Raw genomic sequence first — 25,509 nt, 5'->3', positions numbered from 1 at the left:
GTGCCAGTTTATTCTAAAATAATTTCATTTCTGTACTTCCTTATTAACTGCTGTACCCGCTCCCTTATCTTTACCCGCAACTTGGCCGGTTCCAGCACCTCAACATGCTCGCCTAGCCCCAGTATAATAGACTCAAGTTCATGGTTAAGGGCAATGCGAAGTGAAATTGTCATGCTGCCGGCGGTATGTTCCTCCAAAATTGTTTGGCTATGGTGAATAGGAACAGTCTTAATATAGGGAGCCATTGTTCCGCTCACCCGCAGTACGACCTGTGCCACTTCTTGGTCAGGACCAAAATGCACTCCCAAAGCCTCCTGCTTTAGCAGCAGGAACTCGGCTCTTTTATTTTGCAGCACCGGAACGTTTGTGAGCTGTGGCTCCTGCATCCGCTCCAACCCAAAGGTTTTGAAGCGCTCGTCAGCAGCATCCCATGCAGCCAGGTACCATCGGTTGCGGTACTCTAGCAGAACCAGCGGGTCTATCTGGTAGGGCTTGGGTAAAGGAGTCTGGAAGGTCTGATATTGGAAGGTGAGTTGGCGTTGCATCCGGAGAGCGTTCCAGAGCAGGGGCAGGTGCTGCAGGCCCAACTGCGACTGGTTGTCTTCCAGCAGCAGGTATTTGCTGGTGCGCAGGGCATCAGACGAATGGGTGAGAAAGGCCAGTCGCTCACTACGCTCCAACAGCTGGAAGAACTGGCGGAAGTTCAACAGGTCTTCGTCCTCAGGTTGATTGAGGAAGTAGCCCCTGTGCCGACGGCAGTAACTAATGGTGATGCCATAAAAGTTCTGAATCTCTTTGATGTCACGATCAAAGGTCCGCTCCGAAACCGAATCAAGGTCTTCCTGGTGCAGGCGGTCCAGCAGCTTGGTTTTGCTGGGGTAGGAAAAAGGCGGCTGTACCAGGCGTAGCATCGTTAAGTGCCGCTGGAGTATAGTAAGTTGGCTCATAGCTTGGCTTGGGGTTGAAGTCTAATATAATAATATTATTAAATATATTGGTTATTTTATGTTAATGTTTGCTGCGAGAAGAGTATTAAGGTGAAAGTGGTATCTGTGCAGGTGTAGCGTGTTCCAGGATTGGTTGTATGCTTACTGCCTTGTTTTGCTCCTTATTCCTCGCAGTGCAATTCGTGTTGGATGTGTAGCTGTCCTGTAAAGAAAAGCAGGAACTGCCAGGCCTCTCCAGTAGGGGCAGCCCCAAGCTTTTGTGTTTTTAACAGCAAGCGCAAGCAGAGTGCCTAGGTTTTGCACCATTCTTATCTACAGAGAACAACCTGCTTAAAACTTGGAGGCCCTTCTGCTTTTCTGCATACCCTTCGTCGTGTTTTTCTGCTGGCGTCCCTGCTGTTTTACCCTCCCTGAAAAGCAACGTTGCTGCCAACAGGTGGCTTGGCTTGCATCCGAAGCACTTTTACAACCCGTAGGGGTACAATTCAGTCCCGGTCTACAAAGTTTTGGTTGCCTTGGAGCAGTGCGTAGGAGAGGTGTAGTATGTTGTTTTATTACTACGATTTATAACGATGCGTTACTCCACTAGTCCCTGGATGTGCGTTGCGTATACAGCTACTGTAAGAGAGAGGAATATTTTAAAAATAGCACCTGTTAGCAGACTCTCTCCTCCGCAACCAGGGACAAAGTCTGTAGTTCTGCGTATCCGTTAGGTGTATGTTCTAAACCAGACTATAATGAAAGAATTGTTGTGCCTGATTAGCCTTGTGGCAGTTACCTCCTGCACGGAAAACACGGCTTCCAGGGAAGAGCCAGTTTCAGGAGGTACTGCGGTGGCTATTTCCCAGAACGACCCCTCTGAAGCGTTGCCTGATATAAAACGTGTGGAGGACATAAAGGACGCGTACGCGTACGTTACCTCCAGGGTGGAAAGCGGCAAGATGGACTCCAGCTCGTTCAACTACAACTGCTACGGAGAGAGGAAGGGAACGGTAAGCTACTTTTCTGAGAAAGGGCAGCTCCGGCTTATAAGGCACAGCTACAGTGAATACAGCCACTTTTCAGCAGTAGACAGCTACTATGTGCAAGCGGGTGCGCCTTTTTTTGTCTTTCACGACCGGTTGGCCTGGAGCTTTGTGCAAGAGGGCCAGACCAAAGACGATGTGACGCAGAGCAGGATCTACCTTATAAACAACAGACCTGTTAAATGCCTTCAAAAGAAGTTTACAGTTTACACCAATACGAAGGGTGCTGTCGATCCTGACACGATAGCCAACAAAGAAATTGACTGCACCTCATTGGAGCCTATTCAGAATGACTTCGACTTTCTTGTAAAGTACAGGGCGCAGCGGGAGGATCTGGAATGCCTGGAGGGTTTACATTAGCCAACTACGTACCCTTGGGGCGCTGTAGCTACAACGTACAGGGAGGCGGCACTGGAGCAGCGAATTTTGCCGTGAGGCAGACTTAGCTATGGCACACGTCGAGTTTGGCGCTAAACAACAATGGTACAAAAGAGGTGATAAGCAATTGAGCAAAATGTAGCTCCGGTTCCGGTTAAGGCTGTTTTTATAGACACGGATTAAGCAAGCTCTAGCCAGCGGCGGATGATGGCTTGGTTTAGGCGTTGTGAAGTATACTATGTAATGCTTGATGACACACAAATGTAGAATGCAGTTGATTAGCTGCTTGCCTTGCTGTTAAGCAACTATAGGAGCTTAGATTAAATTCGTTGTGGTAACAGCATTTTTGCACGAGTCTCTGCCATAGATGCAATAAACTTAATATATTGGGTCTTTATCCGTTTCGTGCTGCCCCTGTAAGCCTTTGTCCGTGGCTTGCAGTGGGCTGCGCGCCACCCTTAACAGAGACCGATGCATCAGCTCCAAGTACACCCCAACCACCTAAAGGCCACTCCCGACACGCTAAAGGCGAAGCAACACTTTGTGGTTCTCGACGGGTTAAGGGGGGTAGCGGCCCTGGCTGTTGTGGTTTTCCACTTCATGGAGTGGGTTTACCCAGACTTCAGCAAGAATTTCATCGGGCAAGGTTTTCTGGCTGTTGACTTCTTTTTCTGCTTGTCAGGCTTTGTTATCGGGTATGCTTATGACGACCGCCTCAGTAGCATGGGAGTTATGGAGTTCTTTAAATCAAGGCTGATACGGTTGCACCCCCTGGTTGTGCTGGGCTCTGTGTTGGGCCTGCTGGCTTTTCTCTTTGATCCGTTCGCAGCTTACACAGGAGCCTACGGCACAGGTAAACTTCTGCTGGTGTTTCTCTGCTCCGTGTTTCTCATTCCTTTCCCGGCCATGAAAGAACGGTCTTTTAACCTCTTTGGCCTTAATGCCCCTTCGTGGTCTTTGTTCTGGGAGTACGTTGCCAACCTGGTCTATGCTCTTGTTCTCTACAGGCTCTCCCGCCGCTACCTGGCAGCCCTCACAATGCTGGCAGCGGTAGCCCTTTGCCTGGTCAGCTATCGTGCAGGCAACCTGCTCGGGGGCTGGGCAGGGGATAACTTCTGGGACGGCTGCGCCCGTGTCTCTTACTCCTTCTCGGCCGGGCTGCTCATCTACCGCGCTAACTGGGTAATCAAAAACAGGATTGGGTTCATCGGGCTGACCATCTTGCTGTTGCTGGCCTTTGTCATGCCCCATTTCGAGTGGAACTGGGTATCTGAAACACTGGTTGTTTTGTTTTACTTTCCATTGCTTGTTGCCTTGGGGGCCGGCTCCAGCGTGTCGCCGGGCCTGCAAAAGCTCTGTGTGTTCTCAGGGAACATCTCATACCCTCTGTACATGACCCACTACGCCGTTATCTGGATGTTTGGCAACTATTACACCAGCAACAAGCCGGCAGGCGCCGAGCTGTTTTTTCTTGTGGCAGGAGGAACAGTGTTGCTGATCGGCGTAGCCTATGTTGTGATGGTGGGATATGACCTGCCTGTCAGGAGGTACCTAAGCAGCAAAAGACGACCTCCCAAATCGAACTAGCAGTTGGTTTTGATGATGGGGCCTTGAAGTATGAAAACCTATGTGCGGTTGCTCAGTTAGAGTACTGAACCTTATCATAGTCCGGTACTGGTGAAGGAGCGAAGAAGGCTACAGGCGATAAGGTGTGCAACGGGGGCATGCGCATGAAAGCACGAGGTGTTAAAACCCATTGTCACCGCGGATGAGCGACTTTTTTGCTTTTTACAAGGAGGTGTCGCAGAAAATGGAGCAAGAATAAAAAAAGGCCTCCAGCGGTAGCTGAAGGCCTTTCGTGTAGCCCGAAGGATGAAATTATCGAACCATATCCACAGGGATTTAATAGTTCTAAAGGAATATTTACGACAATAAAAACACTTTTTAGCATTGGCTTGTCTGCTTGATCTTTTATTTTCTCTGTTCCTCAAATATACCTCCATCACTTACAAAAAGTGTGGCTTTGGAATAGCTGCCTTTGCTGTCCTTTACAAATTCAATATGGGCATTGCCATCTAGCACGAAAAGGTTTTTTGAAATATGTGCCAGTTCAGTTACGTTATCAGCGAATTTACAGAAAAGCCTATTGCCATCTCGATATATGACTAGCGGCCCATAGGTGCCGGTAATTTTATCAAACTGGTCTAAGGGGAGGGTGAGAAGATCATCGTTTACGTGAAGTGCGTTAATCAAGTAGTCCAGCTTCTGCTTCTCTTTCTTGGTTTCCGCAATTATTTGGCGCTCTCTGAATATAAGTTCCTGCGCTTTTACAAGTGCTTTTGAAGCATCAACCTGGAAATCAGGTACTACACCCGTTCCTTCCCAGTTGGTTTGAGTAACAGGGTTTAGGGAGCGGGCAAACGAAATTGATACGACAAAGCCCTGACCCACAGTAAAGGGCATCGTTGGATGCGCGCCACCGCCGGTTATTTCTCCTACAATAGTGGCCCGTTTAGCCTGTTGCATCGCATAGCTAAAGTCTTCAGCAGCTGAAAAAGTCTTTCTGCTGGTTAAAATATATATGGGCATAGACAAAGTTAAACTATCCGTTTTAGCTGGGTCGGCATAATAAAAGGTGGTGTCTTTATTCGAGCGGTTTACCAGATCGTTCATCCGAGTCTTTTCTTTAAAGAAGTAACTTTCCACCTGGCTTACCATGTCCGGCTCACCACCCTGGTTTTCTCTTAAGTCAATTATGATGGCATTGGTATTAGCTAAAAAGCCCAACGCTGATGCTATAATCGGTTTTGCTTCAGTAATATGTTCTACAAAGCCGTTGATAAGAAGATAGCCTATGTTGCCGGGTAACACCTCTACTTTCTTAAACAAATAGTTTTTCTCTCTCTCGAATATTTTGGATCTCCTGATTTCTTCCTCTGAAGGCACTACTTTCCCCTGGATTTGTCCCGATAAGTTAGGGTTGTATTCAACAAGCAGATGAGGATCGCGGTGTATTTTATAGATGTCAGCCTGTATTTGTTTAGCTAGCTTCTGGGGGTCTTTTGAAGATGAAGAATAGGCTTTCTTCTTTGTCTGCGTTTGCAGAAACGCTATGATCGCTTGGGCCTTACCGGGAAAGACATAATGCTTGTCTAAGCTTGCGCTTATCGACTCAATGAGGTGGTCAACTTTAACGGCGGGTTTACTAGTGGTCTGTCCGTTGCATAAGTAAGATGTGCAGAACAGAAGTAACAGGCATAGGAAATAGGATGTAGCGTTTTTCATTTTATATAAATTATGTGAAGGATAACTGCTCTGTTTTTACTATTCTTTCGCTTTACTTTATCCAAAAGTGAAGACTTCCATTAACTCCAGCAATTCAATTATTTATGCCGCCGGATATACTGTGTGAATTAGTAAATCGAAGGGATGAATGGAATACAGATAGCCAGACAGGCAATTGATATAATTAAGCGGTGTTAGCTGCTTCCTTTGAGGTATATTTGGCTTTGGGTATCAAGCCAGCAGCTCTATGATTCAGGATATAAGAAAGCTTAACAACAGGGTTTATTTAGAACCCTTCCTGCATGTACTTGTGTGGAGCTCTTTGATCTTATTTATATGGCATACGGTCAACACGATAGGACCTTTCCGGAAGCAGGACGGAAGTATATACTTTCCATTAATCTGGAGCACTGGTCTCAGTATGCTGTTGTTTTATGTGAATGGCTTGTATTTGATTCCCTTGTTTGTAAACAAACGGCTATTTAAAAAATACGCCTTTTGGGCAATCCTTTTATTTGTTGCCATTGTTCTTCTAAACTCATTTTTTGACCAGCTCTATAGCCTCTCACTTTTTTCAACTGAAAAGGAATCTTTTTTATCAGATCTCTTAATGAACCTGCAGAGTAAGACAGTTATACTCTCTTTATCCATGGGCTATGGGCTGACGAGGCAGTGGTTTAAAAATCAGGAACATCAACAAAAACTAGTTCAAGACGATCTTAAAACCCAGTTAAAATACCTGAAAGCGCAGATCAACCCCCACTTTCTTTTCAATACCTTAAACATGGCCTTTGCTTCAGCCACTAAAAGCAATGATGTGGTGACTGCCGATATTATAGAAAAGCTCTCTGGGCTTATGCGCTATGTTTTATATGAAAGCAATGAAGAGAAGGTCTTTCTTGAAAAAGAGATTCTTTATGTTGATAACACTGTGAACCTTCAGCTACAGCGCTTGTCACCTGAATTAGCAAGTCAGGTAAATTATCAGGTAGAAGGGGACTGGCAAAGCCATAAAATAGCTCCTATGATTCTTATTCCCTTTATTGAAAATGTGTTTAAGCATGGAGTCATCCTGAGTCAAAAATCAGATATATCTATCTCAATATTTTTAAGAGACTATACTTTGACACTGGAAACGAGAAACGCTATGCCCGATCATTTTATCAGAAAAGATGCCGTCTCTGGCATTGGCCTGAAAAATGCCAGAGAACGGCTGCTGCTTATTTATCCGGGCAAACATAGCTTAAAAATTGATGATTCGGGTTCATCTTATCATGTAAAGCTTCAAATCGAAATCAACTGAAAACCATGAGATGCATCGCTGTTGATGATGAGCCGTTTGCGCTTGAACTTATTGCCGGTTATATTCAGAAAACTCCGTCTTTACAATTTATGAACGGGTTTACCAACCCGTTCGAGGCCATGTCCTTTTTGGTGAATACTCCGGTAGACCTTGTTTTCTTAGACATAAATATGCCTGAAATATCAGGAATGGAATTGTTAAAGTCACTACCTACTATCCCTAAGGTAATATTTACCACAGCTTATGCAGAGTTTGGGGCTGAGAGCTATGAATTTAATGCTGTTGATTTTCTCTTAAAGCCTGTAAAATACGACCGGTTTCTTAGAGCAGTGAATAAAGTGAATTCTTACTCTCCAATACAAAGAGAAAGCACTGTAATAAATCATGCCGTAGAGCAGCATAGCGAATCAATACTGATTAAAAGCGGCCAACAAATGTTCCGGATAGAAACCGATGACATCTTTTATATTGAAGGTGCAGGTAACTATATAACCTTTTATACCAAAACCGGGAAGATCATGACACTGCTGCCGATGAATGATATACTAAAAATGCTTTCTCCCAAGACTTTCGCAAGGATCCATAAATCCTATATTATATCATTGAAGCACATTAGCATCATAGAACGGGCCAAGGTCATGATAAACAGTACCCCAATACCAATTGGCATTACATATCGGGAACAATTTTCAAAAATGATAAGGAATAGTTAAGAGCCTGAATCAAGTATAGTTCAACAGCGATACAGACACAGATTAGTTTGGTCCTGATAGAGAAGAAACGTATGGAGGTAGGGTAGAGGTACTTTGGAACGTGCGATTCCCTGCTTCCTGGGAAGTTCTACAAGTCTAGCCAAAGGGGGAATTATAGAATCAAAAAAGCCGCTCCAGATTTACCTGAAGCGGCTTTTTAGTAGCCCGTAGGGGAATCGAACCCCTGTTACCAGAATGAAAATCTGGCGTCCTAACCCCTAGACGAACGGGCCATTTTGGTGATGGTTTGTCGCTCATTTCCCTGATTGACGATGCAAATATAGCGGGTGATTTTGGTTTTGCAATAGCATCGCAGGAAATATCTTTCCTGTGTTAATGATGTGTTTGATAATCAGCAAGAAAAATTTTGAGGAGTTCCGGAGTTTGTAAATGCTAACCAATAGTGCCTTCTTGCGTTAGTATAAAACAATTATTTATTAACTGTAACAGCAGAGAAAAAGATGGCAAGAAAGCTACAGTATGAGGGTGTTAAACCAGAAGCCTTTGACCAACTGAGAGGCAAGTTGAAGTCCTATGGTCTGAACCTGACGGGGAATAACGGCAGCTTCAGTGAAAAAGGCGTTTCAGGTAACTATGCCTATGACCCCGCAACAGAGGTGCTGCGCCTGGAGGAGCTGCAGGTCGGTTTTCCGGCCAGTATGATGCTGAGCGTTGATACTCTTCAGTCCCGCATGGACGAGCTCATGGTGCAACACGGGGCTAGGCCGCTGCGTTAGCATCGAAAGAAGCCTTTTAAGGTACGACCACGTATACCTCATAAACTAGACATACAAAAACAGAAAACAACAACTATGGAAAACGATACTTCTCAGAACCAGAACCAAAATCAGAACAAGAATAACAACGGTAACCAGCAAAACAGCAACCAGAAGAAGCAGGATGGAAACGTGCTGCAGATGCTTCAGCCGCACGATATGTCCAGAACGGTAGAGTCTGCGATGCATGTGATGCAGGGGAGACAGGAGAAACTGCCGGACCTTATGCAGGATGTTGGGCACATCATTCTGAAAGCCACCAGGCGCTTTAGCACCACGCAGCTTATTCTGGCTGCCGGGGCCTTAACGGTAGGAGCCATCCTGATCTCGCGTTACAGTTCACCGGATGATGAGTATGAGGAGGCTTAATAACTTTTTGGCATACCATACAGAGCCCTTAACCATTGGTTAAGGGCTTTTTTTATTGTGTTTGTAAACATGTGGCATGCCATTTGATTACATTGCATCTATATAGTTAACGGCTATACTTCGTTAACGCCATAACTTATAACCCTAAAAGTAAAACCATGAAAAAGACGAATGTAATGCTGCTGCTTATGATGTTTGTTGCGTCTGCCTTTACCGTGCAGGCACAACAGGGTGCACCACTGCCTCCTTTGGTAAGCGTAAACGGCACAGGCGAAGTACGGGTGCAGCCCAATGAGGTGGTTGTAAACCTGGGAGTGGAAACGCGCGAGAAAACCCTGGATGCGGCCAGAAAGGAAACAGACAAAAAAGCGGCCGCTATTATCAACTACCTGAAAAAGCAGGGTGTTGACGCCAAGAACATCCAGACATCTTTTGTAACGCTGCAGCCCGTTTACAACAGCGGAGAGTACGGCCGCACAGCGCCGGACTTCTACCTGGCCCAGAAGAACATGACGGTAGTGATCAAAAAAATGAACAAGTTTGATGAGCTGCTGTCAGGGCTGTATGAGATAGGGGCCAACCACGTGAACGGGGTGCAGTTCCAGGTTTCGGATATGGAGAAGTATAAAGCGGAGGCCCGTAAGAAAGCGGTGGCCAATGCCCGCGAAAAGGCGACTTCACTCACCTCTGAGTTAGGTGCTAAGGTTGGGCGGGTGTATGCCATCAACGAGGGTGGCAGCAACGGCGGCCCGAGGCCCATGTATAAAATGGCTATGATGGAGTCAGCTGCTTATAACAGCGCAGACGGGCCCTCCATCGCCGGCGGCGAGGTTGTGATCACCGAAGATGTAGCCGTTAGCTTCATCATTGAGTAACGCCCTTATACATAAAAACGGCGGCGCCACCTACTTAGCTGTGGGTGGCGCCGCCGTTTTACCTTGTTGTGGAGCTACACCTGTTTCAGGTAGCGCTCCATTGGCTTAAAATTATTCTCCTCATCCAGCAGGAAGCTCAGGGGCTGTTTCGGGTTCTGGAGTATCTCCGCCTCCCGTATGCTCCAGGGCTTCAGCATCTCCTCCAGCATGTGGGCGTAGGCCGTCATTTCCCAGGGGTTGAAGATCTCGTTGGTCACATCGTCAATGAGTGTGTCCAGTACCAGGTGATCGTCTTCCGGCTTTACAGGGCGTATAAAATACTCCGGCACCACGCTAAAGATATAGGCGGCGTAGAAAACCCGGGCTTTAAACTCAGCCAGCTGAATCGGGTGTAAACTGTGCCCCTCAGTTACCTGGTACAACTTTCCGAGCGCTCTGCGGATGATGCCGTTGTCCAGCAAGGTGCACACAATGGCGGCCGAGCCCATTTTAATGCTGAACGACATGGTCGTCAGCTCGTCCTGGTACTCAAACGGCAGCTCATCCTCGGTCGGGTCTACCTCCAGTATAAACAGGGAGCAGGGCAGGAAGTCCGAGAAGACCATCGGCACGCGCAGCGACTGGAGCACCTGGTAAAAGGAGCGGAACTTGCCCAGCATCTTCGGGTCCTCGCTTACGGCGTACTCCGGCATCACCAGCGGGTTTGCCTCCTTAATCAGCTCTGTTACCAGCGAGCCGTAGTACATTTTGCCGATCCACTGGAAGAGGCGCTGGGGCGGCAGCGCCTGCAGGCCCTCCACACCTTTGGCGGCAGCCTGCTCCACCTCCGCCTCCAGGGGTAGCAGGTAGTGGGTATGGCAGCGGTCGCAGCACGGTATGGTCAGCTGGCTGAAGGTGGTCACACTTTTGTCGAGCAGCAGCAGCTCCTTGTTCTGGAGGCTATACTTGTACTGCAGCCACTCGGCAAATACAGGTGCCCGGTGTTCCTGCGTAATAATAGTGCCGCAAAGGAAGCAGTTCGTATCGCTGAACTGCATTCGCTCGAACGGATCGTATAGGGTAAGGTCAATCATATCTAAAGTCTATTCTACCTACAAAGATACATAAGCTGCCATGAGTTCCGAAAGAGTTGCCAATTTGAACAAACAAGGCAACGCGTGTCATGGCAGGTGTTATAACAAATAAGCACGGAAACTGTTAGGGTTCTGAACCGAAAAAAGCGCTCAGCTCACCAAGCGGTAAGAAGTGGCTGCGCAGCTCGGTTTGTACCAGCCAAAGGCGGTTGAAATGGTGCTTGTACGGGTGTGGGGCGGAATATATGTCTTTGGCACAAGGGGATTAAGTCTTATATTTGATAGCGTGTACAGATGTTGGTAAACGGCCAGCGTAATGCGTGGCGGCGTGAGCTAAGACCAACAGGCTGCCTGCTCGGCAAATAAAGTATGAACATAACTGATGCTCCAGGCGGGCACAACGATCAACTGAATGAATAATAAAGCAGCACCCATCAACCTTTCCATAGACCATAACTATGATTCTGAGTTCTGCGGGAGCATCCCGCTGCACCTGGTTAACCTCATACAGCCGCACGGCGTGTTGCTGGTGCTCGATAAGGAAGAACTCCGAATTAAGCAGGTAAGTGAGAATGTGGAGCAGCATTTAGCTATCGCCGTTGACGAACTGCTGGAGCAGCCGTTTTCAAGCTACCTGCCGGACCTGCAGTACCAGGACCTGCTGTACAAGATAAACAGCGGCAACAGCCAGGAGAAGATTCCGTTTAGCCTGACCCTTCAGCTGCAGGGCAGGGAGCAGGATTTTATTGCCCTGGTGCACCCGGAGCAGGAGCACGTGCTGGTGGAGCTGGAAGAGAACGCAGCTTCTTCGGACAAGTCGTTCATCGGAATTTACCAGCACATCAAGTACATTACCACGTTGCTGAAGCAGGCGTCCACTACGTCCGCAACGGCCCAGTTGGCTGCCGATGAGCTGAAGAAATTTACCGGCTTCGACCGTGTGCTGGTCTACCAGTTCGACCCGCAGTGGAACGGCATTGTAGTGGCCCAGGCCAAGGAGGACGACATGGACGATTACATGGACCTGCGCTTCCCGGCCTCAGACGTGCCCAAGCAGGCGCGCGACCTGTACTTTAAAAACCCGTACCGCCTCATCCCGACCCGCGACTACAAGCCGCAGCGCCTGATCCCCATCGTGAACCCGATTACGCAGCGTTTCACCGATCTGTCGGACTGCAACCTGCGCAGCGTGGCCAGCGTGCACCTGGAGTACCTGGCCAACATGCAAATTGTAGCCTCCATGTCGCTGCCCCTGATCGTGGACAACAAGCTTTGGGGCCTTATTTCCTGCCACCACAAAACGGCCAAGAACCCAAGCTACGAGCAGCGCTCCGGTATGGAGTTGCTGGCCGGGATCGTGTCGGCACAATTGGCCGGCAAGGAAAGGGAGAGCGCTATTCTGCTCCGGGCACAGCTGCGAAGCATACATGCGCACTTGCTGGAGCAGCTGTATAATAGCCAGAACTTTGTGGAAGGCCTGCTGAGCGGCAGCGTTACCATACAGGACCTGCTGTCGCTTACCGGGGCGGCGGTGCTGTACGAAGGCAATGTCTGGACGAGCGGTGATACGCCGGGTGAGCAGGAGCTTCGGGAGCTGGTGTCGTGGCTGCGCCGCAACCGGAGCGAGAAAATTATTGCAACGGCCACTCTCCCGCAGGAGTACGCGCACAGCCGCATCTATAAGGACGTGGCCAGCGGCTTGGTGGCATTGCCCATCAACCCGGAGCAGGGCGAGTACATCCTGGGCTTCCGCCCGGAGGTGCTGCAGACAGTGAACTGGGGCGGCGACCCGAAGAAGGCGATACAAATGGAGGATGACGGCAAGACTTATCACCCCCGCAACTCATTTGCCACCTACAAGGAAACCGTGAAGTATACTTCGCTGCCATGGCAGGAGGAGGAGATAGAGGCCGCTGCCGTACTGCGAAGTGCCGTGCTGGAGAAGATCATCAAGGATAAGTATTAAAACATAGCCGCTCTACAAAACCGGAGTATGCCAGACTCTAATGAACTAATGCCAGCACCAGCACCCGCGCAGAAGAAGTACATAAAGCCCGCCGACCATTACCTGGTGGGCATTGGCGCCTCTGCCGGCGGTCTGGAGGCTATACATGACCTCTTCGACCACTTTCCGAATAACTCCAGCTTTTCCTTTGTCATAATTCAGCACCTGTCGCCGGACCACAAGAGCCTGATGGCGGAGCTGCTGTCCAAACACACGCGCATGCAGGTGCAGGAGGCCGAGGATAAGATGCATACCAAGCCCAACTGCGTGTATGTGCTGCCGAGCGGCAAACAGCTAACCCTGGAGCATGGGCGTCTGCGCCTGGCGGAGAAAGCACGGAACCGCGAGCCCAACTTTGCCATCGACCTCTTTTTTGAGTCCATGGCCAAAGACCGGGGCCAGTACGCCATTGGCGTCGTGCTGTCGGGTACGGGCACAGACGCCACAAAAGGCGCCAGGGCTATAAAAGAGGCGGGCGGCATGGTGGTGGTGCAGGACCCTGAGACGGCAAAGTTCGACGGCATGCCGCGCAGCGCCATCGACACCGGCTTTGTAGACTATGTGCTGCCGCCAGCGCGAATGCCGGAGGAGATTCTGGCCTACACGCGCAACATACCGCTGCCGGTATCCGCCGCCATGGAGGAAGAAGATGAGAAAGAGGAAGGGGCGGATGAGGTTGTGCTGGAGCAGATACTGGACCTGGTGCGCTCCCAGACGCAGACCGACTTCACAAACTATAAGCAGGCAACCATCAACCGCCGGATACGCAAGCGGATGGAAGGCCTGCAGGTAAGCTCGCTTCGCAGTTACCTGGCTTACCTGCACAAGCACCCTGGCGAAAGCAAGCAGCTTTGCCAGGAGTTCTTTATAAACGTTACCCGCTTTTTTCGCGATGCCGAGGCCTTCGAGGTGCTGGAGCAGGAGGTGATTCCCGCTATTATCGCGCGCAAGGGGCAGGACGAGACGATAAAAGTATGGGTGGCCGCCTGCAGTACCGGGGAGGAGGTGTACTCACTTGCCATACTTTTCAGGGAGGCGTTCGATAAGCTGGGGCAGGAGCCGAGGGTGAAGCTTTTCGCCACAGACATAGACCAGCGTGCGATCACGCAGGCGTCCAAAGGGATGTACCCGGCCGCTATCGTGAAGGAGGTGACGGAGGAGCGCCTGCACAGGTACTTTCACCAGAAGGGCCACCGCTATGTGGTGAACGAGGATGTTCGGAAGCTGGTGGTTTTTGCGCAGCATGACCTGCAGAAAGACCCTCCGTTCAGCCACATCGACCTGATCAGCTGCCGCAACATGCTCATCTACCTCAACCCCGGGCTGCAGAAAAAGGTGCTTTCGCTTTTCCCGTACGCGCTGAACATGAACGGCTACCTGTTGCTTGGCCCGAGCGAGCACATAGGCGAGCTAAAGTCTTTTTTTACCGAGGAAAACCGCAAATGGAAGCTGTTTCGGAAAGTGAAAGAAACCAGGGGGAAACAGAAGCCCTACGGTGTCAGCGACTACTCCTCCGTTATCAGGCAAAGCAGCCAGAGCAGTAGTTTTGCCAGTGCCCAGGTAAGCCGCTACAGCGATGCCTTTATGGATGCCGTGGTGGAGGACTTTAAGGTAACGGGCCTGTATGTGGATGAGAACTACCAGTTGCTGCACGGCATCGGGGACATCAACCGCTTTCTGAAGTTTCCGGACAAGCGCTTTCACTTCAACCTCATTAAAATGGTACCCGAGGAGCTGGCCGTTACGCTGAGCGTGGGCATCCGGAAGGCCCTGAAGCAGGACCGCAAGGTGGTGGCCCGGCAGGTAGCCGTAAAAATGGATAAAAAGGAGCAGATGATCCACGTATCCATCCGGCCTATCTCCATCGAAAAAGGGCAGGCGAAGGTAATCCTGGTGCTGCTGCAGGAAGTGGGGGAAGTGAGCCCGCTGCCAAAAATTTCAGAGCTCTCGCTGGTGTCAGACTCCGACTACTACAAACAGCTCTCCGCACTGGAGATGGAGTTGAACGAGGCCCGCGAAAGCCTGCAGTTAACGGTGCAGGACCTCAGCACGTCCAACGAGGAGCTGCAGTCCAGCAACGAGGAGCTCATGTCCAGCAACGAGGAACTGCAGAGCTCCAACGAGGAGATGCAGTCGCTGAACGAGGAGCTGCACACGGTAAACTCAGAGCACCAGCTTAAGATACGGGAGCTGCAGGAGCTGAACGAGGACCTGGATAACTACATCCGCAGCTCCAATGTGGGGCAGATTTTTGTGGACCATGACCTGGTGATCCGCAAGTTCACCCCTTCCGTGGAGAGCCTGATCAACATAATTGAAACGGATCTGGGCCGGCCTATTCATCACCTGTCGCACAACCTGAAGTACTCCCGCCTGATTGAAGACATCCAGCAGGTAAACAACAACTCGCAGGAGGTAGAGCAGGAGGTGGAGACGAAGTCGGGCAGGTATTACCTCATGCGGATTATCCCTTACCTGAAGCACAACGGCAACAAGGACGGCGTCGTGATCAGCTTTGTAGAGGTAACCACCCTCAAAACACTGAGCAATGTGGTGCAGGGCGTGCTGAACAGTTCCCTGAGCAGCATCATGGCCTTTTCGGCAAACCGGGACGACAGAGATGCGATCGAGGACTTTAGCTGGAGCCTGCTCAACAGAAAGGCTGAGGGGCTGCTAGGTGCTTCGCATGCCGAGCTGCTTCACTCCAGCGTGCTGGCCACCATGCCTTTCCTGAAGAAGAACGGGCTGTTTAAGAAGTTTGTAAACGTAGTTGAGACCGGGCTGCCGCTGCATATGGAGCAGCCGCTGGAAATAAACGGGCAGAAGGCCTGGTACGAAATCGCCGCCGTTAAAATGGGCGATGGCCTGACGGTAACGATGGCAGACGTCACCGCGAAGAAAAACAGTGAAGAGAAGGTAATGCAGGCCTACGAGGACCTGAAGAAAGCGGAGGAGGACCTGATAAAGCTGAACAGCGAACTGGAAAAGCGGGTAACCGACCGCACACAGGCCTTGGGCGCAAGCGAAGAGCGCTTCCGGCTGGTGTCTATGGCTACCAACGATGTGGTGTGGGACTGGAACCTGGTAACCAATGATATCTGGTGGAGCGACAGCCTGAACCACATGCTGGGCTATGAGAGCGATGAGTGGGGCAAGGGCGTGAACGGATGGTTTAACCGCGTGCATGCCGACGACCGCGACAGAGTAGTGAAAGGTATAAACAAGGCGATAAACTACGGCAAAGACCAATGGGCGGATGAGTACATGATCGAAAAAGCGGACGGCTCGTATGCCTATGTTTCGAACCGGGCCTACATCATGCACAACGAGTACGGTGTTCCGTACCGCATCCTGGGGTCTTTTATCGACCTGTCGGACCTGAAAGAGACGCAGGAGGAGCTACAACTGACCAATGACCACCTGCTGCGGGTGATCGCTGACCTGGACACCTTCGTGTACACTGCCTCCCACGATCTGAAAGCGCCGGTTGCCAACATCGAAGGGCTGCTGCTGCTGCTGGAAGAGCAGATCGGCTCGGCAGGCCCCATACCCGGGGAACCGACACAGCCGCTGTTTGAGATGCTCAAGGACTCGATCCGCCGCTTCCGCAACGTGATCAAAGACCTGACCGATATAGCCAAAGTGCAGCGCGACGTGGACGGTGAAACGGAGCCGATCGAGTTTCAGGAGGTAATGGATGATGTGCTGGCCAACATGCAGGAACTGCTGACAAAGGAGGGTGCGCAGGTGGAGGTGGACTTTAAATATGCTTCCAAGGTGGAGTTTTCCCGAAAGAACCTGTACAGCATCCTCTACAACCTGCTGAGCAACTCCATTAAGTATAAATCACCGGACAGGCCGCCTAAGGTTAGCTTTACCACAGAGAAAGTAGACGGCTACATGCTGCTTTCGGTTCAGGACAACGGGTTGGGTATGAGTGAGGATAACCTCTCCAAAATGTTTACCCTGTTCAAGCGCTTCCACTCGCACGTGGACGGCACCGGCATGGGCCTTTATATCGTAAAGCGTATGATGGACAATGCTAACGGCATGATTGAAGTAGAGAGTGAGCAGGGGAAAGGCACTACGTTTAAGCTGTACTTTAAGCGGGAAAAATCCTAAAGCACAGGGGTCTGTGCCTGCCGTACTTTATACTTAAAAACAAAAAGCCTGTACTGCTGAAGTGTATACTTTTGCAGTACAGGCTTTTTGTTTTGCAGCTAGTGGTAAAGCAAGCGTTGCCGCGCGAAGTACGTACTTCCTCGTCAGTGCTTACTTTTGCAGCATCTATTTATTAAGGGAAGCGTTGACGGAGATTTCTGTATTAAGCAGCTTTGAGATAGGGCAGTTCTTTTCTGCATCCTGTACCAGCTCGTTAAACTTGGCCTCGTCAATTCCGGGTACCTGTGCCTTAAGCTCCAGCTTTGAGCTGGTGATGGCACCGTTCTCCAGCGTAATAACGCAATTGGTATCCAGTCGGTCGGCGGTAAAGCCTGCCTCGTTTAGGTTAAAGCTGAGCTTCATGGTAAAGCAGCCCGCGTGTGCCGCAGCAATGAGCTCTTCCGGGTTGGTGCCTTTGCCCTCCTCAAAGCGGGATTTAAACGAGTACTGCGTTTGCTCCAGGATGCCACTCTGAGTTGATAAATGGCCTTTTCCGTCTTTTCCTGTGCCTTCCCAAACGGCTGTTGCTTTTCTTTTCATAGGTTTTCTTTTTTTTGTGGATGATTCTCTGATGTATGGCAGCGATAGCTCACGCTGCCTGCCTCGTAGTACCATCAACAGGTTTCAGGCGTTTTGGGTTATCTTTTCTTTGATAAAGTATATTTAAATAGGGCGCCTCAGACCTGGTACCGGAGCAGGATAACCTCGGAGCGGGCATCGAAGCGCAGCGGCAGGGAAGAAGTGCCAAAGCCTTTGGACACGTACAGGTAGGGTGGGGTATCGTTGTACCAACCGTTTACATAGCCCCCCGACTTCGGGGGGAGCTTCGGCACAAAGCCCGGCAGCCGGACCTGCCCGCCGTGGGTATGGCCGGCAAACACGTAGCCGATGTTAAGCTGCTCTCCGGGGCTGCGTGTAGCATTTAGCTTTTCCAGCTGCCTTTTGGCATGCTCCTGCTGCAAGGGGCTGTGCACCAGCAGCAGGTGATGCTTCTCCCGGCCTACACCCTGCACGGCAGCCGTAAAGTTGCTGTCTCCCTCCAGCAGGTCATCCAGCCCCGTAATCATTATCCTGTGCCCCCGTAGCGTATATGCCTTCGATTCGTTTAGCAGGAAATCGCAGTTATGCCTTTCGTATACTTGCCGGATGTCATCTATGGCAGGCGCAGCGCGGTAGTCGTTGTTGCCGGGTATGGCCACCTTTTTCACGTTTGGGTCAAGCAGTTGGAAAAAGGCGTCTGCAGGAGGCGTATGGCCGGTGGAGTCCAGTGTGTCGCCGGTGATAAGGATCAGGTCTGGCTGTAGTTGGTTTACTTTCCGGGCCAGCCTGCTGTACTGGGGCAGCAGCGCGTCCTTAAAGTGCAGGTCGGTCAGCAGAACGATCCGCAGCTCCTCATCGCCGGTGTTTGGCCCGATAGCAAAGTTTTTTACCTTAAAGAAGTACTTCTCCAGGATCAGTGAGTCCAGCAGCACGGCAGCTGCGCCCACAGCCAGGGTTCCTAAAATCCAGTTAATCTTCGTTTGTTTCATGTAGCCGGTTGAAGTGCGTTTGCCGCTCCCTCTGCCGCTTAACGCACAGGGGGGCGGAAGAAAAGTGAGGAAGGAGGTAAGGGGAGGGCAGTTTGCCTTCAGGGGAAAAAAGCAACTGCCGCAGGGGGTAGTGCCGGGCTACGCTAGAGAAAGCCCAGCTCCAGTTTGGCTTCTTCGCTCATCATATCGCGCGTCCAGGGCGGGTCGAAGGTGAGCATCACAAAAGCGTCTTCCACCCCCTCAATAGCCTCCAGTTTCTGCTGTACCTCAAACATGATGTCGTCTGCTACAGGGCAGGCAGGTGCCGTAAGTGTCATGGTTACCTGTACTTTGCTGCCTTCCGTTACTTTGATCTCATATACCAAGCCCAGGTCGTAAATATTCACCGGGATTTCCGGGTCATGCACGGTCCGGAGTGCGTCTTCTACTTTATCTCTGATCTCTGATGCGTTCATGTTATATTTATTGTTGAAGGGATTTCGCCTGATAGGCCACCGCGTAAAGTTTCATCTGCTTCAGCATGGACAGCAAGCCGTTGGAGCGGGTGGGGGAGAGGTGGCTCTGCAGACCGATCTTATCGATGAAGTAGATCTCGGCATCCGCGATATCCTTTGGCTTTTGCCCGCTTAGCACCTGTATCACCATGCTCACCAGGCCCTTGGTGATCAGCGCATCGCTGTCGGCGCTGAAGTGCAGCAGCCCGTCCCGCATTTCCGTATGCAGCCATACTTTGGACTGGCAGCCTTTGATCAGGTTTTCATCCGTTTTATACTTGGCATCGATCAGGGGCAGCTCTTTCCCCAGCTGGATGATGTACTCATACTTGTCCATCCAGTCGTCGAACAGCTCAAACTCTTCTACAATCTCGTCTTGTCGCGCGTTTATCGTCATTTGTATCAACTTAAAAGCATGGCGGCTTTCTGAATGGCCGCTACCAGTTTGTCTATCTCCTCCGTGGTGTTGTAAAACGCCAGCGAAGCCCGTACCGTACCCGGTATGCCATAGTAATGCATGATGGGCTCTGTGCAGTGGTGGCCGGTGCGTACGGCAATTCCGTGCTTGTCCAGTATCTCACCTACATCGAAGGGGTGCGTGTTGCCCACCAGGAATGAGATGGACGCCGCTTTGCTCTCAGCCTCCCCAATAAACCGGAGCCCTTTTACCTCCTGCAGCGCCTCTGTGGTGTAGGCAAGCAGCTGCGCTTCCGTTTCCGCAATGTTCGCCATGCCCAGGTGCTGCAGGTAATCAATGGCAGCGCCCAGCCCGATGCCTTCGGCAATGGCTGGCGTGCCGGCCTCAAACTTCAACGGCAGGTCGTTATACGTGGTTTTCTCGAAGGTCACGGTTTTGATCATGTCGCCGCCGCCCTGGTACGGGGGTATCTGCTGCAGCCACTTTTCTTTACCGTAGAGCACGCCGATCCCGGTGGGGCCGTACATCTTATGGCCGGAGAAAGCCAGAAAGTCGGCATCCAGCTCCTGTACATCTACGGGCATGTGCTGTATCGCCTGCGCCGCATCCACCAACACAGGTATCCCCTGCCCATGGGCCAGCTCAATCATCTCCTTCACAGGGTTAACCGTGCCGAGGGTGTTGGATACGTAGGTGACGGAAACCAGCTTGACCGTTTCGTCCAGCATGCGCTCAAACTCCTCCAGCAGCAGTTCGCCCTTTTCATTCATCGGTGCCACCCGCAGCTCCGCTCCGTGTTCTTCGCAGGCCATTTGCCAAGGCACGATGTTGGAGTGGTGCTCCATGGCAGAGACGATAATGCTGTTGCCGGGCCTCAGGAACTTACGCCCAAAGCAGCTGGCCACCAGGTTAATGCTTTCGGTGGTGCCTTTGGTAAAGATCACCTCGTGCAGGTGCTCGGCATTGATAAAGCCTTGTACTTTCTTGCGCACCAGCTCATACTCGGCGGTAGCTTTCTGGCTCAGGTAATGCACGCCCCGGTGAATGTTGCTGTTGTACTGGGTGTAATAGTCGTTCATGGCCTGGATAACGGCCGAGGGCTTTTGCGTGGTGGCGGCATTGTCCAGGTACACCAGCGGCTTTCCGTAGACCTGTGTCTGCAGGATCGGGAAATCACTTCTCAGCTGTGCAATATCCAGTTTTCTGGCCGTTGATATGGTTGAGTTTCCAGGCATGCGTTATACATTTAGCAGCTCCTGCTTGGCAGGTATATGCTGGTTGATGAGTTTATTCAGGTGTGTCTCCAGCTCCGGCAGGTTGATCTTCTCGGTGACATCAAAGGCGAACGCCGTTACGAGCATGGCTCTGGCCGTATCTTCGCTTATGCCCCGCGACTGCAGGTAGAACATGGCCTCCTGGCTCAGCTGCCCGATGGTGGAGCCGTGGCTGCATTTTACGTCATCGGCATAGATCTCCAGCTGCGGCTTGGAGTTGATGACGGCCTTGGGGCTGAGCAGCAGGTTGTTGTTCTGCTGAAAGGCATTTGTTTTTTGCGCATCCTGGTGCACGTACACTTTCCCGTTAAATACGCCCACCGCCTTGTCCAGCAGTACGCCTTTGTAAATCTCGTTGCTGTTGCAGTGCGCCAGGCGGTGGTTCATAAACGTATGGTTGTCCACGAGCTGGTGATCGCTGCCTAAGTACAGGCCGTAGAGGTGGCTCTCGGTGTGCTCATCGTCCAGGTTTACATGCAGGTTATTGCGCAGCAGCTCGGCCGCCGGAAGCGAGAAGGTATAGTTGGTGTACACGCTGTCGCGCTTTTGGCTGACCTCCGTGTGCTGTAGGTGGCGCAGCCCCGCTTCTGCCGTTTGCAGCATGTAATGGGTAAGGTGGGCATTCTCTTCCACCACTACCTCTGAGAGGCTATTGACGAAAACCTTGGCGGCACTGCCTTCAGACACAACCGATTCGACAAGGCTAAGCGAGGCGCTGCGGTGCGCCACAACCAGGTGCCTTGGCTGCACAAACAGGTTTTCGAGGGCCGAATAGGTATGAATAATGTGCAGCGGCTTATCCAACTGTGCGTTTGCCTTGATCTCAATAAAAAGGCCGTCAGAAAAGAGTGCCGTGTTCAGAGCGGCAAAGTGGTGCTGCGCCGTGTCTGCTATCTTACCGAAGTACTGCAGCGTTGCCGGGTCCTGCTTGGCCTCAGCCATAGGGCGCACCGTCAGGAAGGGAGGGAGCGCCTCCTGGGCAAGGGGCGTTTGCAGCTGCCCGTTCAGGAGCACCAGTGTGTAGCAGTCCAGGCCTTCAATCGTAGCCTTGCCTGCTGCGTGTGCCATGGCAGCGCCGGCTGCTCTTACGTCCAGTGCATAGCCTTCTTTAAGAAAAGGGACGACGTTGGTATACTTCCAGTCTTCCACTTTGGTGGTCGGAAAGCCTTCTCTTTCAAAGCTGTTGAAGGCTTTCTGCCTTAGTTGCAGTAGCAGATCGGGTTCTGCCTGTTGGTCTACGGCGAACTTCCCGCCAAACTCATCCAGCAGTTCCTGATACAAAGGTATGGATACCTGGTTTGCCATTTATGATTGTGCGTTTTCAGTTTCAGGATAAGATTCTTTGAGCCAGTCGTAGCCTTTCTCTTCCAGCTCGAGGGCCAGTTCTTTAGTGCCCGACTTCACAATGCGGCCGTCGTAGAGCACGTGCACAAAATCCGGCACGATGTACTCGAGCAGGCGCTGGTAGTGCGTTATGATGGCAAAGGCATTGTGCTGGCTGCGCAGCTTGTTTACGCCGTTCGACACGATACGCAGCGCGTCAATGTCGAGCCCGGAGTCGGTTTCGTCGAGGATGGAGAGCTTGGGCTCCAGCATGGCCAGCTGCAGGATTTCGTTGCGCTTCTTCTCGCCACCCGAAAAGCCTTCGTTCAGGGAGCGGTTAATGAGCTTGGCGTCAAACTCCACCAGTTTCTGCTTCTCCTTCGTCAGGCGCAGAAACTCCTTCGCCTCCATCGGCGGCAGGCCTTTGTAGTCCCTTATCTCGTTCAGGGCCGTGCGCAGAAAATTGATGTTGGATACGCCGGGGATTTCTATCGGGTACTGGAAGGCCAGAAACAGGCCTTCGCGGGCGCGTATTTCCGGTGCCATCTCCAGCAGGTCCTTGCCTTCGAACAGTACCTCGCCCGCTGTTACGTTATAGTTCTCGCGGCCAGCCAAAACAGCCGACAATGTGCTCTTGCCGGAGCCGTTGGGGCCCATGATCGCGTGTACTTCACCCGGTTTAATCTCCAGGTTTATACCTTTCAGAATCTTTTTGCCCTCTACATCGGCGTGCAGATTTTTTATACTTAGCATTTTCTCTCTCTTTAAAATATTAACCTACGCTTCCTTCCAGCGTGATTGATAATAGCTTCTGTGCCTCCACCGCAAACTCCATCGGGAGCTGGTTGAGCACTTCCTTGGCATAGCCGTTCACGATCAGGGCCACCGCCTTCTCAGAGTCTATGCCCCGTTGGTTTAGGTAGAAGATCTGGTCCTCACCGATCTTGGAGGTGGTCGCCTCGTGCTCTACCATGGCTGTGCTGTTCTTGGTTTCGATGTACGGGAAGGTATGTGCCCCGCACCTGTCTCCGATCAACAGCGAGTCGCACTGGGTAAAGTTCCGGGCATTGTCTGCCTTGGCGCCTACGTGCACCAGGCCGCGATAGCTGTTATTGCTGCGGCCGGCCGAAATACCTTTCGAAATAATACGGCTCTTGGTGTTGCGGCCCAGGTGATACATTTTGGTGCCGGTGTCGGCAATCTGCCTGTTGCCGGTTACAGCCACAGAGTAAAACTCACCACTGGAGTTATCGCCCTGCAGGATCACGCTGGGGTACTTCCAGGTAATGGCAGAGCCGGTCTCTACCTGTGTCCAGGAGATTTTGGAGTTGACACCGCGGCAGGCCCCCCGCTTGGTCACGAAGTTGTAAATACCGCCTTTGCCCTCTTTATCGCCCGGGTACCAGTTCTGTACCGTGGAGTACTTTATCTCGGCGTTATCCAGGGCAATCAGTTCCACTACCGCGGCATGCAGCTGGTTCTCATCGCGCATCGGTGCGGTACAGCCCTCCAGGTAGCTAACGTAGCTGCCCTCGTCGGCGATAATAAGGGTGCGCTCAAACTGCCCCGTTCCCTGGGTGTTTATCCTGAAGTACGTCGAAAGCTCCATCGGGCAGCGTACCCCTTTGGGGATGTACACGAAGGAGCCGTCAGAGAAGGCAGCGGTGTTGAGGGCCGCAAAAATGTTGTCTGAGTGCGGCACGACCGAGCCCAGGTACTTCTGCACCAGTTCCGGGTGCTCCTGTACGGCCTCCCCGATGGAGCAGAAAATAATGCCCAGTTCTTTGAGCTTCTCCTTGTAAGTAGTGGCAACCGAAATACTATCGAAAACGGCATCCACGGCTACACCGGCCAGTACTTTCTGCTCGTTGAGCGGTATGCCCAGCTTCTCAAACGTGGCCAGCAGCTCCGGGTCTACCTCGTCCAGGCTTTCGTACTTCTTCTTGTTTTTAGGGGCTGCGTAGTAGGAAATAGCCTGGAAATCTATGGCTGGCATTTCAAAGTTTTGCCAGGAGGGCATCTTTTCATTCAAAAAAGCTTTGTAGCCCTTTAACCGCCATTGCAATAGCCACTCCGGTTCGTTCTTCTTCTCCGAGATAAAGCGAATCACCTCCGCGTTAAGACCGGCTGGGGCAACGTCCATCTCAATGTCCGTCACAAAGCCGTACTCGTACTCTTTGGTGGCAATTTCGTTGATTAACTCGTTACTATCTATTGTCTTTGCCATAATTGTATTATACTAATAGTTTGCAGTGTAGCGTTATACTGCAAAACTTTCTCCGCAACTGCATGTTCTGGATGCGTTTGGATTATTGAAATACAGCCCTTTCCCGTTCAGGCCGCCCGAGTAATCTAACTCGGTGCCTAGCAGGTAAAACAGGCTCATTTTATCGGTTACAATGGTAAGTCCATTGCTTTCAAATACTTCATCTTCTTCCCTTCGTTCAGTGTCGAATGCCAGCTGATACTCCAGACCGGAGCATCCGCCGCTCTTTACACCGACACGTATGAGCGTATCGGCACTCCGCTGTTCTTTTTCGAGCTGGTTGCTGATGTATGCTTTCGCTTTTTCGGATACCGTGATCATAAGCTTCTCCTTTAGGATAAAACAAATATGAGTGCTATTTAGTGCTCTTAGTTAAACAGTTTATCAGTGGCATTGTTTAATCATACGCTAAAGTAGGGGGATTGTGTGCTTAGGCAGGTCTGGAGGTGGATGTTCCCGGCTCACGGGTATGGTAGTGTAACCGTGGCATGTAGGCACTGCCGCCAGCGGGGGGAAAGAAAAAGGCCGCCTTCTTATGTCACGGGCACAAGAAGGCGGCCTTTGTTTTACGTGTGTCAAGCTTAGGGATGCTGTGCCCCCTCAGGTACAAACTCACCCATCGCGAAATCATTTACCTCTTCTACTGCGCCTGATGGCAATTGCCGAAGGTGAAAGTTTCCCACGCGTACCCTGATCAGCCGCAGCGTTGGAAACCCAACGGCTGCCGTCATCTTCCGGACCTGACGGTTCTTGCCTTCTGTAAGTGTAATGGAAACCCAGCTGGTTGGGCCGTGGCGGTCGTCCCGTATTCTGCGGCTCCGCTCCGGGAAGTCCGGGGCCGGATCAAGCTTAAAAGCCGCGCAAGGTTTCGTGGTGTAGGGGGTGCCCTCTACAGTAATGGTTACCCCCTGTTGCAGCTTCCGCAGTGCCTCCTCGGTTAGCAGCCCGTCTACCTGGGCATAGTATTCTTTCTCTACCGTCTTGCTGCGGACGTATTCGCTCATTTTGCCGTCGGTGGTCAGCAGCAGCAGCCCTTCGCTGCCTTCATCCAAACGCCCAATGGCCATGGTGCCCTCCGGGAAGTCGTGCAGCTCGCCGAGCAGCTTCTTTTTCTTCTTATCGCAAACAAACTGGCTCAGGTAGCCAAACGGTTTATGAATGATAAAATGTCGGTGCATTTCGGGTGATCTTTTAATGTAAAAGCAGCCGGTACTGTCGTTGTGCAGCAAAGGCTTGTAATGATAAAGGGCAAAAGT

22 protein-coding genes and 1 tRNA gene are annotated in these 25,509 nt (G+C 51.2%); 9 read left to right on the top strand and 14 right to left on the bottom strand.

Annotated elements, in window-relative coordinates; translation table 11 throughout:
- Positions 1-8: 8 nt before the first annotated feature.
- Complete coding sequence (locus CA264_RS08405) at positions 9-947, bottom strand: helix-turn-helix transcriptional regulator (RefSeq protein ID WP_025606286.1); 939 nt, start codon at positions 945-947, stop codon at positions 9-11.
- Positions 948-1,684: 737 nt separating this feature from the next.
- On the opposite strand from CA264_RS08405, the gene CA264_RS08400 reads away from it, so the two are divergent.
- Entirely contained in the window at positions 1,685-2,332 is a 648-nt protein-coding gene (locus CA264_RS08400; RefSeq protein WP_157593663.1) for a hypothetical protein, read from the top strand.
- Positions 2,333-2,821: 489 nt separating this feature from the next.
- Positions 2,822-3,937, top strand: coding sequence for an acyltransferase family protein (locus CA264_RS08395; RefSeq protein WP_025606282.1), 1,116 nt, complete (start codon positions 2,822-2,824; stop codon positions 3,935-3,937).
- A 384-nt stretch (positions 3,938-4,321) separates the two neighbouring features.
- On the opposite strand, the gene CA264_RS08390 is transcribed toward CA264_RS08395, so the two are convergent.
- On the bottom strand, positions 4,322-5,635 hold the full coding sequence (locus CA264_RS08390; protein WP_025606280.1) for a S41 family peptidase: 1,314 nt from the start codon (positions 5,633-5,635) through the stop codon (positions 4,322-4,324).
- A 247-nt stretch (positions 5,636-5,882) separates the two neighbouring features.
- Here CA264_RS08390 and CA264_RS08385 point away from each other — a divergent pair, with 247 nt between their 5' ends.
- Positions 5,883-6,938 carry a sensor histidine kinase gene (locus CA264_RS08385; RefSeq protein WP_025606279.1) on the top strand — a complete coding sequence of 352 codons (1,056 nt, stop codon included), beginning with the start codon at positions 5,883-5,885 and terminating at the stop codon, positions 6,936-6,938.
- A gap of 5 nt (positions 6,939-6,943) precedes the next feature.
- Complete coding sequence (locus CA264_RS08380) at positions 6,944-7,651, top strand: LytR/AlgR family response regulator transcription factor (RefSeq protein ID WP_025606277.1); 708 nt, start codon at positions 6,944-6,946, stop codon at positions 7,649-7,651.
- Positions 7,652-7,851: 200 nt separating this feature from the next.
- Here CA264_RS08380 and CA264_RS08375 read toward each other — a convergent pair.
- A tRNA-Glu gene (locus CA264_RS08375) sits at positions 7,852-7,923 on the bottom strand.
- Between the two features lie 228 nt (positions 7,924-8,151).
- Between CA264_RS08375 and CA264_RS08370 the strand changes: the two genes are divergently transcribed.
- From CA264_RS08370 to CA264_RS08360, 3 genes are all read left to right on the top strand, one after another.
- Complete coding sequence (locus tag CA264_RS08370; protein ID WP_025606276.1) at positions 8,152-8,427, top strand: hypothetical protein; 276 nt, start codon at positions 8,152-8,154, stop codon at positions 8,425-8,427.
- Between the two features lie 75 nt (positions 8,428-8,502).
- A complete protein-coding gene (locus tag CA264_RS08365; RefSeq protein ID WP_025606275.1) occupies positions 8,503-8,835 on the top strand; it encodes a hypothetical protein in 333 nt (110 codons plus the stop codon).
- 158 nt (positions 8,836-8,993) lie between these two features.
- On the top strand, positions 8,994-9,710 hold the full coding sequence (locus tag CA264_RS08360; protein WP_025606273.1) for an SIMPL domain-containing protein: 717 nt from the start codon (positions 8,994-8,996) through the stop codon (positions 9,708-9,710).
- Between the two features lie 74 nt (positions 9,711-9,784).
- Here the strand turns inward: CA264_RS08360 and CA264_RS08355 are convergent, their stop codons facing one another.
- Entirely contained in the window at positions 9,785-10,783 is a 999-nt protein-coding gene (locus CA264_RS08355) for a hypothetical protein (RefSeq protein WP_036775923.1), read from the bottom strand.
- A gap of 412 nt (positions 10,784-11,195) precedes the next feature.
- On the opposite strand from CA264_RS08355, the gene CA264_RS08350 reads away from it, so the two are divergent.
- Positions 11,196-12,749, top strand: a complete 1,554-nt coding sequence (locus CA264_RS08350) for a GAF domain-containing protein (RefSeq protein WP_025606269.1) — start codon at positions 11,196-11,198, stop codon at positions 12,747-12,749.
- Between the two features lie 27 nt (positions 12,750-12,776).
- Complete coding sequence (locus tag CA264_RS08345) at positions 12,777-16,910, top strand: chemotaxis protein CheB (protein ID WP_084196182.1); 4,134 nt, start codon at positions 12,777-12,779, stop codon at positions 16,908-16,910.
- A 165-nt stretch (positions 16,911-17,075) separates the two neighbouring features.
- Here CA264_RS08345 and CA264_RS08340 read toward each other — a convergent pair whose 3' ends face one another.
- The 10 genes from CA264_RS08340 to CA264_RS08295 form a co-directional block, all read right to left on the bottom strand.
- A complete protein-coding gene (locus CA264_RS08340) occupies positions 17,076-17,489 on the bottom strand; it encodes an OsmC family protein (RefSeq protein WP_025606265.1) in 414 nt (137 codons plus the stop codon).
- A gap of 137 nt (positions 17,490-17,626) precedes the next feature.
- Positions 17,627-18,478 (bottom strand): metallophosphoesterase, encoded by an 852-nt coding sequence (locus CA264_RS08335; protein ID WP_025606263.1) that lies wholly within the window; start codon positions 18,476-18,478, stop codon positions 17,627-17,629.
- 143 nt (positions 18,479-18,621) lie between these two features.
- Positions 18,622-18,933 carry a metal-sulfur cluster assembly factor gene (locus CA264_RS08330; protein ID WP_025606261.1) on the bottom strand — a complete coding sequence of 104 codons (312 nt, stop codon included), beginning with the start codon at positions 18,931-18,933 and terminating at the stop codon, positions 18,622-18,624.
- Between the two features lie 7 nt (positions 18,934-18,940).
- Positions 18,941-19,369, bottom strand: a complete 429-nt coding sequence (locus CA264_RS08325; protein ID WP_025606260.1) for a SufE family protein — start codon at positions 19,367-19,369, stop codon at positions 18,941-18,943.
- 5 nt (positions 19,370-19,374) lie between these two features.
- Positions 19,375-20,625 (bottom strand): aminotransferase class V-fold PLP-dependent enzyme, encoded by a 1,251-nt coding sequence (locus tag CA264_RS08320; protein WP_025606259.1) that lies wholly within the window; start codon positions 20,623-20,625, stop codon positions 19,375-19,377.
- A gap of 3 nt (positions 20,626-20,628) precedes the next feature.
- Positions 20,629-21,969, bottom strand: coding sequence for a Fe-S cluster assembly protein SufD (gene sufD, locus CA264_RS08315; RefSeq protein WP_025606258.1), 1,341 nt, complete (start codon positions 21,967-21,969; stop codon positions 20,629-20,631).
- Positions 21,970-22,740, bottom strand: coding sequence for a Fe-S cluster assembly ATPase SufC (sufC, locus tag CA264_RS08310; protein WP_025606256.1), 771 nt, complete (start codon positions 22,738-22,740; stop codon positions 21,970-21,972).
- A gap of 19 nt (positions 22,741-22,759) precedes the next feature.
- Positions 22,760-24,214 carry a Fe-S cluster assembly protein SufB gene (sufB, locus tag CA264_RS08305; RefSeq protein ID WP_036775919.1) on the bottom strand — a complete coding sequence of 485 codons (1,455 nt, stop codon included), beginning with the start codon at positions 24,212-24,214 and terminating at the stop codon, positions 22,760-22,762.
- 33 nt (positions 24,215-24,247) lie between these two features.
- Positions 24,248-24,574: a HesB/IscA family protein gene (locus CA264_RS08300; RefSeq protein WP_025606254.1), complete on the bottom strand. Its 327-nt coding sequence runs from the start codon at positions 24,572-24,574 to the stop codon at positions 24,248-24,250.
- A gap of 260 nt (positions 24,575-24,834) precedes the next feature.
- Positions 24,835-25,431, bottom strand: a complete 597-nt coding sequence (locus CA264_RS08295) for a pseudouridine synthase (protein WP_025606252.1) — start codon at positions 25,429-25,431, stop codon at positions 24,835-24,837.
- Positions 25,432-25,509: the final 78 nt, after the last annotated feature.

It is taken from the genome of Pontibacter actiniarum (genome assembly GCF_003585765.1).
GTDB classification, from domain to species: Bacteria; Bacteroidota; Bacteroidia; order Cytophagales; family Hymenobacteraceae; genus Pontibacter; species Pontibacter actiniarum.
The sequence above is the reverse complement of the archived record's forward strand: the minus strand, read 5'-3'. Positions and strand labels throughout refer to the sequence as shown.

What these genes read in the sequence shown, in the direction of transcription:
- CA264_RS08405 (WP_025606286.1), bottom strand. Translation starts at nt 947, where the DNA reads ATGAGCCAACTTACTATACTCCAGCGGCACTTAACGATGCTACGCCTG.
- CA264_RS08400 (WP_157593663.1), top strand. Translation starts at nt 1,685, where the DNA reads ATGAAAGAATTGTTGTGCCTGATTAGCCTTGTGGCAGTTACCTCCTGC.
- CA264_RS08395 (WP_025606282.1), top strand. Translation starts at nt 2,822, where the DNA reads ATGCATCAGCTCCAAGTACACCCCAACCACCTAAAGGCCACTCCCGAC.
- CA264_RS08390 (WP_025606280.1), bottom strand. Translation starts at nt 5,635, where the DNA reads ATGAAAAACGCTACATCCTATTTCCTATGCCTGTTACTTCTGTTCTGC.
- CA264_RS08385 (WP_025606279.1), top strand. Translation starts at nt 5,883, where the DNA reads ATGATTCAGGATATAAGAAAGCTTAACAACAGGGTTTATTTAGAACCC.
- CA264_RS08380 (WP_025606277.1), top strand. Translation starts at nt 6,944, where the DNA reads ATGAGATGCATCGCTGTTGATGATGAGCCGTTTGCGCTTGAACTTATT.
- CA264_RS08370 (WP_025606276.1), top strand. Translation starts at nt 8,152, where the DNA reads ATGGCAAGAAAGCTACAGTATGAGGGTGTTAAACCAGAAGCCTTTGAC.
- CA264_RS08365 (WP_025606275.1), top strand. Translation starts at nt 8,503, where the DNA reads ATGGAAAACGATACTTCTCAGAACCAGAACCAAAATCAGAACAAGAAT.
- CA264_RS08360 (WP_025606273.1), top strand. Translation starts at nt 8,994, where the DNA reads ATGAAAAAGACGAATGTAATGCTGCTGCTTATGATGTTTGTTGCGTCT.
- CA264_RS08355 (WP_036775923.1), bottom strand. Translation starts at nt 10,783, where the DNA reads ATGATTGACCTTACCCTATACGATCCGTTCGAGCGAATGCAGTTCAGC.
- CA264_RS08350 (WP_025606269.1), top strand. Translation starts at nt 11,196, where the DNA reads ATGAATAATAAAGCAGCACCCATCAACCTTTCCATAGACCATAACTAT.
- CA264_RS08345 (WP_084196182.1), top strand. Translation starts at nt 12,777, where the DNA reads ATGCCAGACTCTAATGAACTAATGCCAGCACCAGCACCCGCGCAGAAG.
- CA264_RS08340 (WP_025606265.1), bottom strand. Translation starts at nt 17,489, where the DNA reads ATGAAAAGAAAAGCAACAGCCGTTTGGGAAGGCACAGGAAAAGACGGA.
- CA264_RS08335 (WP_025606263.1), bottom strand. Translation starts at nt 18,478, where the DNA reads ATGAAACAAACGAAGATTAACTGGATTTTAGGAACCCTGGCTGTGGGC.
- CA264_RS08330 (WP_025606261.1), bottom strand. Translation starts at nt 18,933, where the DNA reads ATGAACGCATCAGAGATCAGAGATAAAGTAGAAGACGCACTCCGGACC.
- CA264_RS08325 (WP_025606260.1), bottom strand. Translation starts at nt 19,369, where the DNA reads ATGACGATAAACGCGCGACAAGACGAGATTGTAGAAGAGTTTGAGCTG.
- CA264_RS08320 (WP_025606259.1), bottom strand. Translation starts at nt 20,625, where the DNA reads ATGCCTGGAAACTCAACCATATCAACGGCCAGAAAACTGGATATTGCA.
- sufD (WP_025606258.1), bottom strand. Translation starts at nt 21,969, where the DNA reads ATGGCAAACCAGGTATCCATACCTTTGTATCAGGAACTGCTGGATGAG.
- sufC (WP_025606256.1), bottom strand. Translation starts at nt 22,740, where the DNA reads ATGCTAAGTATAAAAAATCTGCACGCCGATGTAGAGGGCAAAAAGATT.
- sufB (WP_036775919.1), bottom strand. Translation starts at nt 24,214, where the DNA reads ATGGCAAAGACAATAGATAGTAACGAGTTAATCAACGAAATTGCCACC.
- CA264_RS08300 (WP_025606254.1), bottom strand. Translation starts at nt 24,574, where the DNA reads ATGATCACGGTATCCGAAAAAGCGAAAGCATACATCAGCAACCAGCTC.
- CA264_RS08295 (WP_025606252.1), bottom strand. Translation starts at nt 25,431, where the DNA reads ATGCACCGACATTTTATCATTCATAAACCGTTTGGCTACCTGAGCCAG.